The 12,825-nt window shown below is 47.0% G+C and carries 11 protein-coding genes; 6 read left to right on the top strand and 5 right to left on the bottom strand.

What is annotated here, in order from left to right:
• Positions 1-26: 26 nt before the first annotated feature.
• The 3 genes from QUA42_RS16070 (at position 27) to QUA42_RS16060 (ending at position 3,502) form a co-directional block, all read left to right on the top strand.
• A complete protein-coding gene (locus tag QUA42_RS16070) occupies positions 27-1,079 on the top strand; it encodes a calcium-binding protein (RefSeq protein ID WP_333138144.1) in 1,053 nt (350 codons plus the stop codon).
• A gap of 204 nt (positions 1,080-1,283) precedes the next feature.
• The gene (locus QUA42_RS16065) at positions 1,284-2,273 is read left to right on the top strand and encodes a calcium-binding protein (protein ID WP_333138143.1); all 990 of its coding nucleotides are present in this window, start codon (positions 1,284-1,286) and stop codon (positions 2,271-2,273) included.
• A 155-nt stretch (positions 2,274-2,428) separates the two neighbouring features.
• Positions 2,429-3,502, top strand: a complete 1,074-nt coding sequence (locus tag QUA42_RS16060) for a calcium-binding protein (protein ID WP_333138142.1) — start codon at positions 2,429-2,431, stop codon at positions 3,500-3,502.
• A gap of 106 nt (positions 3,503-3,608) precedes the next feature.
• Here QUA42_RS16060 and QUA42_RS16055 read toward each other — a convergent pair whose 3' ends face one another.
• Positions 3,609-4,085 carry an ankyrin repeat domain-containing protein gene (locus tag QUA42_RS16055; protein ID WP_333138141.1) on the bottom strand — a complete coding sequence of 159 codons (477 nt, stop codon included), beginning with the start codon at positions 4,083-4,085 and terminating at the stop codon, positions 3,609-3,611.
• A 36-nt stretch (positions 4,086-4,121) separates the two neighbouring features.
• Between QUA42_RS16055 and QUA42_RS16050 the strand changes: the two genes are divergently transcribed.
• A complete protein-coding gene (locus tag QUA42_RS16050; protein ID WP_333138140.1) occupies positions 4,122-5,393 on the top strand; it encodes a lipid-A-disaccharide synthase in 1,272 nt (423 codons plus the stop codon).
• A 169-nt stretch (positions 5,394-5,562) separates the two neighbouring features.
• On the opposite strand, the gene QUA42_RS16045 is transcribed toward QUA42_RS16050, so the two are convergent.
• The 3 genes from QUA42_RS16045 to QUA42_RS16035 are packed head-to-tail and all read right to left on the bottom strand — an operon-like array spanning position 5,563 to position 6,988.
• On the bottom strand, positions 5,563-5,706 hold the full coding sequence (locus QUA42_RS16045; RefSeq protein ID WP_333138139.1) for a YqaE/Pmp3 family membrane protein: 144 nt from the start codon (positions 5,704-5,706) through the stop codon (positions 5,563-5,565).
• Between the two features lie 39 nt (positions 5,707-5,745).
• A complete protein-coding gene (locus QUA42_RS16040) occupies positions 5,746-6,690 on the bottom strand; it encodes a fused MFS/spermidine synthase (protein WP_333072784.1) in 945 nt (314 codons plus the stop codon).
• Entirely contained in the window at positions 6,680-6,988 is a 309-nt protein-coding gene (locus QUA42_RS16035) for a hypothetical protein (RefSeq protein ID WP_333138138.1), read from the bottom strand. Before QUA42_RS16035 ends, QUA42_RS16040 begins: the two co-directional genes overlap by 11 nt.
• Positions 6,989-7,303: 315 nt before the next feature.
• Between QUA42_RS16035 and QUA42_RS16030 the strand changes: the two genes are divergently transcribed.
• Positions 7,304-8,374 (top strand): ATP-binding protein, encoded by a 1,071-nt coding sequence (locus QUA42_RS16030; RefSeq protein ID WP_333138137.1) that lies wholly within the window; start codon positions 7,304-7,306, stop codon positions 8,372-8,374.
• A gap of 79 nt (positions 8,375-8,453) precedes the next feature.
• Positions 8,454-11,015 carry a primosomal protein N' gene (priA, locus tag QUA42_RS16025; protein ID WP_333138136.1) on the top strand — a complete coding sequence of 854 codons (2,562 nt, stop codon included), beginning with the start codon at positions 8,454-8,456 and terminating at the stop codon, positions 11,013-11,015.
• A 228-nt stretch (positions 11,016-11,243) separates the two neighbouring features.
• Here priA and gltD read toward each other — a convergent pair whose 3' ends face one another.
• A complete protein-coding gene (gltD, locus tag QUA42_RS16020; RefSeq protein ID WP_333138135.1) occupies positions 11,244-12,728 on the bottom strand; it encodes a glutamate synthase small subunit in 1,485 nt (494 codons plus the stop codon).
• Positions 12,729-12,825: the final 97 nt, after the last annotated feature.

Raw genomic sequence — 12,825 nt, 5'->3', positions numbered from 1 at the left:
GCTCATTAAAGCCGCCCGAAAAAAACATGGCTAACTACGCAATTTTTGACGAACCATACTACCTTGCTCAATATCCTTGGGTCAAACCGGCCATTGATGCAGGAGTTATCAAATCAGGAAGAGAACACTTTGAAAAATTCGGTCAAGCCGGCGGCTTAACTCAAGTATCGCGGTATTTTGACGAAGATACTTACCTAACAGGCAATCCAGATATCGCTGCGTTAGTCCGCACTCCCAACAACCCAAACGCCCCTTTTGCAACCGGGCTAGACCACTTTATTCAATACGGTTACGAAGAAGGTCGCACTCGCGTATCGCCTGAGTATGACGAAGCGTTTTATGTAGCAAACAACCGACAGTTACAGCCGTTTATTCAGAATGGAACTTTTAAAAACGGCTACCAGCATTTCATTGAATTCGGCATCAAAGACGGTCAGTTTGGGACTTCATTTTTTGAAACGGAATACTTATTGAAAAACCCCGATATTGTGCCGTTTGTTAACTCTGGAGCGTTGAAAACAGGTCGGGAACACTACTTCAATTTCGGGAAAAACGAGCCTAGCCGCTCTGCAACTTTTGTCGGAACTTCCGGCAATGACATCCTGACTGGTTCCGGGGTGGGAAAAGTTGAATTAATTGGAGTTGAAGTAGGTTTAGGTACAGGTAATGGCTTTGGCTCCGGCCGAAATTATGAAAGTGATGCCAGCAATGAATTCGATACTCTCATTGGCGGTAGCGGCCGCGATACATTTGTACTTGGTACACCTTTAGTAGGCAGTAAGGGGAACCCGGCCGGAGTCTCACAGTTCTACATCGGGTCAGGTTTTGCTACAATTAGGAACTTTACCCAAGGTCAGGACAGCATCCAGCTAGCAGGGTATGATTTAGAGCAATTCTTGCTAGTTCCCATCAACAATAATCGAGATTTAGCTATCCAAACGAACGGCTTTCCCACCGATTTTCAAAATGGAGTTACCCAAGTTAGTCGCTTTGACACGATCGCGGTTATTGAAGGTGGCGGAAATCTCAAGTTGAATCTATTACCACAATCGCCTTTTGCGACCCTATTAATTGGATAGAAACATCGCAGCTATTCGGGATTGGCATTGGCCTGCTGGGGAGTACGATCGCACATTCGCAAAATGGGCGATCGTGCTGTTGTGTTTGCCATAAAAATAATACAATCGGCTTAACAATAATTAACTTGACATACTTAGTTAGTAGAGTTAGTAGTGGGTCAAGTTTAACCGACAAGTAAGCAGACTAAGCTGGAAGCAAAACTTATGACTAATTATGAAATTTTTGACGAGCCATACTACCTTTCGCAATATCCTTGGGTGAAACCTGCTATTGATGCAGGAATTATAAAATCCGGGAGAGAACACTTTGAAAAGTTCGGTCAAGGTGGCGGCCTGACCAAAGTATCGCGTTACTTTGACGAAGAAACCTATCTAGCTCAAAATCCAGAGATTTCTCCCTTGGTTCGCACCCCAAACAATCCAAACGCGCCTTTTGCGTCTGGTTTAGACCAGTTTATTCAGTTTGGCTACGAAGAAGGTCGCACCCGCGTATCGCCTGAGTACAACGAAGAGTTTTATTTGGCAAATAACTCAGAGTTGCGATCATTCGTTCAGAACGGAACTTTCAAATCAGGCTACCAGCATTTCATTCAATTCGGACTCAAAGACGGTCGTTTTGGGACTTCATTTTTTGAACCGGAATACTTAAAAGAAAACCCCGACATTGTGCCGTTTGTCAACTCGGGAGCTTTGAAAACTGGTCGGGAACACTACTTCAATTTCGGCAAAAACGAGCCTAACCGATCCGCAACTTTTGTCGGAAGTTCCGGCAATGATGTGCTCACCGGCGTTGGTGTGGGAAATACCGAACTGATTGGAGTGGAAGTAGGTATCGATCCCCAAGGCAATCGGCAGTATGAAAGCTTTGGATTGTCTGAATCTGATGTCCTGATCGGTGGCCCTGGGAAGGATACATTCGTACTCGGAGTTCCTGCTACCTCGGGTAATCCCACATCCCGTACACTCTATGCGGGTATCCCCGGTATAGTTACAATTCGGAACTTTGATAAAGACAATGACAAGATCCAGTTGGCAGGCTCACCCGCTATCTACAGAACAAGTGGTGGTGGTAACGAGTTGTTAATCCTAACCCCAGGATCTGAGACTATTGGTAGGATTGAGGGCGGAGGAGATTTAGTCGTGTCTACAACTCAGCAAAACGGGAACGACACTTTCTACCTATTCCTTAAATAACCGGAACTTCGGTTATCTCTTTCTCAATTAACAGGGTAGGTGCGTTAATAACGCACCCTACGGAACTTGGAAAAAATCACCCGATCGGGTATTGTGTCAGTTCCTGATGATTGATAAATTGCATAAACAGCTCATTAAAGCCGCAGTCGAAAAACATGGCTAGTTACGCAATTTTTGACGAAAAATACTACCTTGCTCAATATCCTTGGGTCAAACCAGCCATTGATGCAGGAGTCATCAAATCGGGATTAGAACACTTTGAAAAATTCGGTCAAGCCGGCGGCTTAACCAAAGTATCGCGCTATTTTGACGAAGCTACTTACCTTGCTCGCAACCCAGACATCGCTGCCTTAGTCCGCACCCCCAACAACCCAAATGCACCTTTTGCGACCGGCCTAGACCACTTTATCCAATACGGTTACGAAGAAGGTCGCACTCGCGTATCGGCTGAGTATGACGAAGCGTTTTATCTCGCAAGTAACCGACAGTTGCAGCCGTTTATTCAGAATGGAACTTTTAAAAACGGCTACCAGCATTTCATTGAATTCGGCATCAAAGACGGTCAGTTTGGAACTTCGTTTTTTGAAACGGAATACTTACTGAAAAACCCCGATATTGTGCCGTTGGTCAACTCTGGAGCCTGGAAAACCGGTCGCGAACACTACTTCAATTTTGGGAAAAGCGATCCAAGTCGCTCTGCGACTTTTATCGGAACTTCCGGCAATGACATCATCACCGGTGCTGGGGTGGGAAATACCGAATTAATTGGAGTTGAAGTAGGTTATGTTGCAAACAGTGATGGCTTTTCCATCCCCGGCCGAAATTATGAAAGTGAGGGCAGTAATGAATTCGATACTCTCACTGGCGGTAGCGGCTACGATCGATTCATGCTCGGAGACGTTTTAGTAGGCGGTGGTGGTAAGCTATACAGTTCCCCAACAAAGTTATATATCGGACCAGGTTTTGCTACAATTCGTAACTTTACCCAAGGTCAGGATACCATTCAGCTAGCAACAAGCGATATCCAACCTTCTTTAGATAAATTCTTGATATTTCCCATCAACAACAATCGAGATTTAGCTATCCAAACGAACGGCTTGTTCGTCTACTTTCCAGATGGAAGTTCGGGAATTAGTAGCTTTGACACGATCGCAGTTATTGAAGGTGGCGGAAATCTCAAGTTGAATCTATTACCAGAATCTAGAGCTAATCTACTTTTACTTAGCTAGAAATCTCGAAGCTATTGGGGATTTGCCTTATTGCTGCTGGGGAGTGCGATAATTGATTGTACCCTCCAGAAACCGGGTTTCTCGAATAAACCCGGTTTCTAAGTCTTTAATGGCGATCGCGCGCTAGCTTCAAAACCTCAACAGTATCTTTGTGACCCTCCGAAGACGCCCAAATTAACGCAGTCCAAGTATTATTATCCTTAGCTTTGATATCAGCTCCTTTATCGATTAAAACTTCCACAACTTGAGTGCGCCCGCTACCTGCAGCACTCATCAAAGCCGTCAAACCAAAATTAGTTTTAGCATTAACATCCGCCCCCGCCTCCAGCAAAAGCTGTACAATCTCCGTATGTCCGGCAGCAGCGGCACTCATTAACGGCGTCCACCCGTCATTGTCGTGACTGTTGACATCCGCACCAGCAGCGAGCAATTTTTTGACGATCGCCGAATTGCCAGCCTCAGCCGCCGTCGTCAAAGCAGTCGCACCTTCCTCATCTTTGGCATTGATATCTGCACGCTGTTCGATCGCACTTTCTACAGCCGCAACATCACCCGTCTTGACGGCATCAATTAAATCTGTCATAAATTCTCCCTTGTATCCTCTCAAATATTAAATCCTATGACAGTCGATATTTTAATCCTCTCCAACGGCCCTGGAGAATTGGCAACTTGGGTACGTCCCGCCGTGCAAGCTTTGCGCGAGCAATTGGGAAACGCGGGTACTCAAGCCCGCATCTCTGTAGTGCTGTCCCCCTGTCCGCACGCCACGGGGAAAGAAGCGCAAATCGCAGGTTCCTACCCAGAAGTGGACAGAGTGCAGGCGCCGGAGCATTTTTTTCCATTCTTATTGTCGGGCAAAACTGCTGAAAATTGGGATTGGCACGAAACAGGAGTTGTTTTATTTTTAGGCGGCGATCAATTTTTTACGGTTGTGATTGGAAAAAGGCTAAAATATCGCACTGTTATTTATGCTGAATGGGACGCGCGGTGGTATCACTGGATTGATAAGTTTGCGGCGATGAAACCGGAAGTTTTTGCTAAAATTCCCGAAAAATATGTTAAGAAATTTACAGTTGTCGGAGATTTGATTTCCGAAGTAGCGAACGGGAAATCGGGCACGGGGGCACCGCCCCTACGGAAAATAGAATTAATTGGATTGTTGCCCGGTTCTAAAGCCGCAAAATTAGCTTTAGGTGTACCGTTATGTTTGTCGATCGCCCAATCCATCCATCGCAGCCGCCCTGAAACTCGCTTTGTAATTCCCGTTGCTCCTACCTTAGATGTGCAAACTTTAGCAGGTTTTGCCGACCCCAAACAAAATCCTTGCCTGCATTTATTTGAGAACGCTAGCGCCGAACTGCATTTAACAGAACGGCCATTTTTGCAGACAGCAAATAACTTGCAAGTAGAACTTTGGACGCAGACGCCAGCCTACGATTTGCTATCAGAATGCAGCCTGTGTTTAACTACTGTGGGCGCGAATACTGCCGAATTGGGTTCGTTAGCTGTACCGATGATTGTTTTGATTCCGACGCAGCAATTGGATGCGATGAAAGCTTGGGACGGATTGCCGGGATTGCTGGCAAATTTGCCGTTAGTCGGTTCAGCTTTTGCGACTGCGATTAATTGGTTAATCTGGCAATTGGGAAAGGGAAAGCTTTATGCTTGGCCGAATATTTGGGCACAGGAGGAGATTGTGCCGGAGTTAATTGGGAAGCTGGAACCGGAAGTAATTGCTCAATTGGCGATCGACTATTTGAGCCATCCTGAAAAATTAGCACAAATGGGCGATCGTTTGCGTGCGGTTCGAGGAGAATCGGGGGCGGCTAAAAAAATTGCTGAATTGGTTTGTGAAGAAATTGAGGTGCAATCTAATTGTCATAAGAATTAGATTTTTTTATTTTTAACCGCAGATGTCGGCAGATAAACGCGGATGAACGCAGATTTAATCCAGATTAATTGGTGAAAACAGGCCAAAGAAAATTTATTTTCTCTAGCCTGTTTATTATCCAAAAACTGGATTTGCCCTCAAGTTAAGCTCGATCGTGCTTAGCAATCACCTAAACAGCGTGAATGATGCCGGGAATAAAGCCCAAAAACGTGAGAACCACGTTGATCCAAAAATCAGTACCGATGCCGACAGTCAAAAATACGCCCACAGGGGGAAGAAAAATGGCAGCGACTATGGGAGTTAAATGGTTCATCTCAGTTACTCCCAACAAGTTTTCTGTTTCAATTTAACTTCACTGACCAACCGAACCTTTCCCGAAAAACTTAGGCGGTGCTGCCATAGTGTAAACTTCGGTTTCAGCGGCGATTACCTGTCGTAAGTGACCGGGAACTTGCATCAACCCCAACAGTGTAATCCCGTCCAACATCCGCAACCCGCCAGTTGTTTTCTCGGCGAGTAATTTGTCAGTAACTTCGGGTTCTGGTCGCGTATTTATTTCTTGATTAGAAGCTACGGCAAAACCCCAAGGAGCTCCATAAGTAGAAATAAAGCTGGTGCAGGATTGAACATTGGAAAAAACAGATTTCAGGGTATTTACAATGCGAGCGTGCATTTTCATTTCGGCCGGAGAAACTGGACCCGCTTGCACTACGAAATATCCGTTAGGCGACATTACCTTGCGAACTTTCTCAAAATACTCTTTGGTAAACAACTGGAAAGATGGGCCTTCTTCAATGGGATCGGACAAGTCAGAAATGACAATATCCCAATCATTGTCAGTTTTATCTAAATAGTCCAAAGCATCGCCGATTACTACTTCGCAGCGGGGGTCATCAAAGGCATTTTGGTGCATTTCGGGCAGGTGTTCGCGACAAGCTTCTACTACTTCGCCGTCAATGTCGATCATCACGACTTTTTCAACTGTTTTCCAGCGCAGCACTTCTCTAATTGTAGCTCCTTCTCCGCCGCCGAGAACGAGGACTTTTTTGGGTGAACCGTGACAAATCATGGCTGGGTGCACCAGTGGTTCGTGGTACAGAAACTCGTCGCCTGTACAAGATTGCCACTTACCGTCTAAAACTAAGCCTTTGCCGTAAGTACCGGTCTGAACGACATACATTTCTTGATAGGCTGTTTTCTTGTAAGCGAGCACCGCGATGACGCCGTGAACGTAAATATCCCAAGGGGTAATGTACTCGCTCATCCAAAAATCGGCACGAACTTCGCTACCTGACATCAATTACTCTCCAAATATAAACGGCTGTGTCGATGTTGTCACAAGTAGTAGTTCTTAACACAAAATGGTGCGGGTGTGTGAGTACGATCGACACATTAAAGTGAGATTTCTCAGCAATGGTATAGTGTGATTGCGTTCTGGGATAGAGCAAGTGGCTTGGTACTTGAGTTTCCTTGTGGGCGATCGCGCGCCCAGTCGATCGCACTTTTCCCGTCGCCCCCGGTCGATCGCACTCACATTTAATATTTTCGCCAGCAACGCCGGCGGGTTTTGTACAAAGGTTGTGTGAATCGGGCAATTTTTAGCGCTGGGCCCGCCTTTAGAAGTTTGCGATCGCGCTGCTTATTTATCAATAATCGGATGAAAACCCAGCAAATGCGAGAGCGGGGAATAAAAGTAGCGATCGGTTTTAACCAGATTTGTTATTAATATGTTGACATTTTGAATCTATATTAGATAAGATTTTTAGATCGACCAAAATAAAGGAAGTGTTGAATTATTCGGACACAATTGGCTAGGCGATGTGCGCCGAAATTCTAACTAGGTAAAGGGTGCAACTAAATTTTCTAATAAAACTGTTATGACACTATTTTTACTTTCAAAATAATAGCCGATGGAACCAACAGATTGGGACAACAGAATCAAAGAGCTGGAAAAGGAAAATAGAATCCTGCAGGAAAAACTGGAAACTTCGGAAACCGATCGCAGCCAATTACAAGCCATTAATCAAAAAAAAGAATCTTTGCTAAAAATACTCACTGAAGAATTTAAAGATTCAGAAAATATTTTAAAAGCAAGAATCTCTACGCTAGAAAAAGCTCTGGAAAACCAGCAAACAACGCAGCTCAAATTGATCGAAGCCGAAAAAATGTCTGCTTTGGGCATTTTGGTAGCTGGTATTGCCCACGAAATCAACAATCCAGTTAACTTCATCTACGGCAATATTACCTATGTCAATGACTACGCTGGCGACATTTTAACATTGCTAGCAATGTACCAGGATAGGTATCCCGAAACAGATGCAGAGATGGAAGCTTTTCTGGAAAAAATTGACATCGACTTTTTGCGCGAAGATTTGTTAAAAACTCTTTCGTCAATGAAAGTTGGCTCCGAGCGCATCCGCGAAATCGTGTTGACTTTACGCAACTTTGCGCGGGTAGATGAAGGTGAAAAAAAACCAGTTAACATTCACGAAGGAATTGACAGCACCTTGTTAATTTTGCAGCATTTAACTAAAGAAAAACCCGGTCATTCAACCATTAATTTTATTAAAAATTATGGAGATTTGCCCAAGGTAGAGTGTTATGCGGGGCAATTAAATCAGGTATTCATGAACATCATTAATAATGCTGTTGATGCCCTGCGGGAGCGAGAGCAAAAGTCTTCACTGGACGAGATAGAAGCCAACCCTATCCAAATGACCATTACTACTTCTATTATTTCCCAAAATTGGGCAAGAATTAGCATCAAAGATAATGGTATGGGAATGAATGAATCTGTAAAAGGGAAAATTTTCGACCCGTTTTTCACCACCAAACAAGTTGGTCACGGGACGGGTTTGGGATTGTCAATTAGCTATCAGATTGTTGTGGACAAACACGGCGGGAGGTTGGAGTGCATATCCGCAATTGGAGAAGGGACTGAATTCGTGATCGAGATTCCGATCGCCAATTCCCGCAGCTAAGATCGATCGATCGAGCTAAACTGAGGGATAATGAAAACTCCCTTTGACTGCGGCTCCTCCTAGTTTGATGTGCAACCCTATGTCTACTGTCACTTTTGGTTTGTCAACCCCTATAGCGGCAGAGGCCGGGGCATCCTACGGCAGCAGCGAACCGCCACAGCGCCCCACCGTGCGGGCAGAGTGGATCGAGGTATTGGTGGACTCTCCTTTCAGGGTTGCAGGGGACTCCTCTGCGGAGGAAAATAAGTTATTTACTTATCGTTTACCTGCGGAACTTACCGTGCAACCAGGGGATATTTTGAGTGTACCCTTTGGCAGTCAACAGGTAGGCGCGATCGCGATTCGGTTCATTTCTCAACTGCCGCCAGACTTAGATCCGGCGCGAGTTAAAGATGTCGAAGATGTTGTCAGTACGGGATTTTTCCCACCGACTTACTGGGAATTACTCGAACGCACTGCCACTTATTATTGCACACCTTTAATTCAAGTAATTAGAGCCTCCCTGCCGCCCGGTTTGTTAAGCCGTTCCGTGCGCAGAATTCGCTTAATTAAGAACGCAATTTCTCCGAATGCCGAAACATTTCTCAATCCCGCCGCGAGTCAAATTTTGCAGTTGCTGCAAGCTCAAAAAAACGGCGATTACACTTGGCAATACCTCCAGCGCCAAGTTAAGGGAAGTTATCGGGGATTGAAAGATTTATTGAAACGCGGTTGGGTAGAAAGTTATTTAGAACCGCCCAATCCTCCTAAACCACAACTCAAACCGGCAGTAACATTAATTGCTAGTGCGTTTGTCACAGATTTAACCAAGCGGCAACAAGAAGTATTGGAAGTTTTGCGGCGCGGCGGCGGTGAAATGTGGATGAACGATTTGCTGAGAATTTGCAGCGCGAGTTCTTCTGTTGTCAAAAATTTGGAACAAAAAGGTAGCGTTGTCATCGATCAAAGGGAAGTTCTCAGGCGCGATCGCGGAATTTCTCAATTGCCCGATGCACCCAAAACTTTAACTCATTTTCAATCTCAAGCCCTAGCGTTTATTAACTCTTTTTCGGGATTCCGTCAAGTGCTGCTGCACGGCGTTACAGGTTCCGGGAAAACCGAAGTGTATTTGCAGGCGATCGCCCCAATCTTAGCCAGCGGCAAATCCGCCCTCGTACTCGTTCCCGAAATCGGCCTCACACCGCAACTTACCGATCGATTCCGAGCCCGTTTTGGCGAGCAAATTTGCGTGTACCACAGCGCCCTATCCGACGGCGAACGTTACGATACATGGCGTCAGATGCTGACTGGAACCCCGCAAATTGTAATCGGCACGCGATCGGCCATTTTTGCACCTTTACCTCACCTCGGCTTAATTATCCTCGATGAAGAACACGACAGCAGCTTCAAACAAGACCAACCAGCCCCCTGCTACCACGCCCGCACCGTTGCCAAATGGCGGGCCGAATTAGAAAATTGTCCCTTAATTTTAGGTTCCGCAACGCCAGCATTAGAGACTTTTGTCGGGACGCGCCGAGATTATTACTCGTTACCAAATATCCATTATTTATCATTGCCCGATCGCATTTATTCGCGCCCGATGCCGCCTGTGGAAATCGTCGATATGCGCCAAGAATTGCGGCAAGGAAACCGCTCAATTTTCAGCGCTTCCCTGCAAAATGCCCTCGAACAATTGAGAGCAAGACAACAGCAAGGTATTCTATTTATTCACAGAAGAGGACACAGTACCTTTGTCTCTTGTCGGAGTTGCGGCTATGTGATGGAATGCCCGAACTGCGATGTTTCGCTTTCTTATCACCACGTCGGCGAAGCAACCGCAGAAGTGTTGCGGTGTCACTACTGCAACCACACGGAACGACACCCCCAAAACTGCCCAGAATGCAGTTCTCCTTACTTTAAAAACTTTGGTAGCGGTACTCAGCGAGTAGAACAGGAATTAACTAGATTATTTCCCGAATTGCGGGCAATTCGGTTCGATAGCGATACGACTAGAAATAAGGGCGATCACCGCCGATTGTTAACGCAATTTGCCAATGGGGAAGCTGACATTTTGTTGGGTACGCAAATGCTGACGAAAGGGTTAGATTTAGCTGGAGTCACCTTGGTGGGAGTTGTGTCTGCTGACGGGTTGCTTAACTTATCGGATTATCGGGCAAGCGAACGAGCTTTTCAAACATTAACTCAAGTCGCGGGCCGTGCAGGCAGAGGCGACGATCCGGGGCGGGTAATTATTCAAACTTACACTCCCGAAGACCGGGTAATTCAAGCAGTTAGGCGGCACGAATATGCAGGTTTCGTGGAAACAGAATTAGCAGAAAGAGCGGCGCTCAATTATCCTCCTTCGGGGCGGCTGATTTTGTTGCGATTGAGCAGTGTAGATGCGGCGGAAGTGGCGGTGACTGCCGTACAATTGGCGTCTGTTTGTCAGGAGTATATTGAGCGATTGTCTGTACCCGGGTGTGAGTTGTTGGGGCCTGCACCTGCGGCGATTATGCGGGTGGCAAATCGGTATCGGTGGCAGATTTTGCTGAAGTTGCCTTTGGATGAGTCGGTGGATTTGTCGGATTTGATCGGCTTGCGCGATCGCACGCCGCGTTCTGTTAGTTTAACTATTGATGTCGATCCCTTGAATTTTGGTTGAGGGTTATTGCTTGGGTGGGGGCGGGTTTCACCAACAATATTTGCCTAAAATCCATAATCTCGTAAACCCGCCCCCACCCAACGGTCAATCGCAATCTACCTATTTCAAGGTACAAAGGGCGGGTTTACAATATTTTTGATTTAAAAATCCATAATCTCGTAAACCCGCCCCTAGGGGCCTAATAAATTATCGGAAATCAAACAATCTCGATCGACCGATGCCTACCAACTAAGGCAAATCAGTGCTCCCCATCAGATAAAGGTCGCACTCCCGGGCCACGCCGCGCCCTTCGTTAATCGCCCAAACCACCAAACTTTGTCCCCGGCGACAGTCACCAGCCGCGAAAACTCCCGGAATGCTGGTTGTATATTTTTCGTGCTCGGCTTTCACATTGCTGCGCGCGTCCCGTTCCAATCCCAGCGCATCCAGCAAGGGCTGTTCCGGGCCGAGGAAGCCCATCGCTAGCAAGACAAGCTGCGCCGGCAACACTTTTTCCGTGCCCGGGATGTGGTTCGGAATAAACTGGCCTTTCTCGTTTTTCGTCCACTCCACCTCAACGGTGTGCACAGCTTTGACATTGCCGTTTTCGTCGCCCTCGAACTTGGTCGCCGTGGTGAGATAGCCGCGCGGGTCGTCGCCGAATTTGGCTGCAGCTTCTTCTTGGCCGTAGTCGAGGCGGTAGACTTTCGGCCATTCGGGCCAGGGATTGTTGGCCGCCCGTTCCGAGGGCGGTTTCGGCAGGATTTCTAGCTGTACCAGGCTTTTGCAGCCGTGGCGGATGGAGGTGCCCACGCAGTCGGTGCCGGTGTCGCCGCCGCCGATGATCACGATATCTTTGCCTTCGGCGGAGATGAAGTTATCGTTTGTACTCTTGTCTAAAACTGCTTTGGTGTTGGCTGTCAGGAAGTCCATTGCGAAGTGGATGCCTTTTAATTCCCGGCCGGGGATGCCCAAGTCGCGGGGTTTGGTGGCGCCAGTACAGAGCACAACGGAGTCGTATTCTTTTAGCAGTTGTTCTGCTGGTAAGTCTTTGCCGACTTCGGTGTTGCAGACGAATGTCACGCCTTCGTCTTCGAGGACTTTCAGGCGGCGCATTACGACTTGTTCTTTGTCTAGCTTCATGTTGGGGATGCCATACATTAGCAGGCCGCCCGGTCGATCGGCTCTTTCGTATACTGTTACCCAATGACCGGCTTTGTTGAGTTGCGCGGCGGCGGACAAACCGGCGGGCCCGGAACCGATGACGGCGATTTTTTTGCCGGTGCGTTTGGCGGGCGGTTCGGCAGTAATCCAGCCTTCATCCCAGCCTTTATCGATAATTGCGGCTTCGATATTTTTAATCGTCACCGGCGGGTTGTTGATGCCGAGCACGCAAGCGCCTTCGCAGGGTGCGGGACAGACGCGGCCGGTGAATTCGGGGAAGTTGTTGGTTTTATGGAGTCTGTCTAGGGCTTCTTTCCAGAGTCCGCGATATACGAGGTCGTTCCATTCGGGGATGAGGTTGTTAATCGGGCAGCCGCTTGCCATGCCGCTGATAATTGTGCCCGTGTGGCAAAACGGAATGCCGCAATCCATGCAGCGCGCGCCTTGGGTGCGGAGTTTGTCCTCCTCCATCGGTAGGTGAAATTCGTCCCAGTTGTGGACTCTCTCGACTGGTGAGAGTTCAGAGGGCAATTCGCGCAAGAATTCGATAAAGCCTGTTGGTTTTCCCATAGTGGTGTTCTGGTTAGAATTTACTATTCTGGTAGTTTGTCAAAGCTGAAGCCTGTATGCTTATGAACTAACTATTGTCATATAAATTGTGGGCGAT

It is taken from the genome of Microcoleus sp. Pol11C2 (genome assembly GCF_036701505.1).
Classification (GTDB): Bacteria; Cyanobacteriota; Cyanobacteriia; order Cyanobacteriales; family Microcoleaceae; genus Microcoleus.
This window is presented reverse-complemented; position numbering and strand designations above follow the sequence as displayed.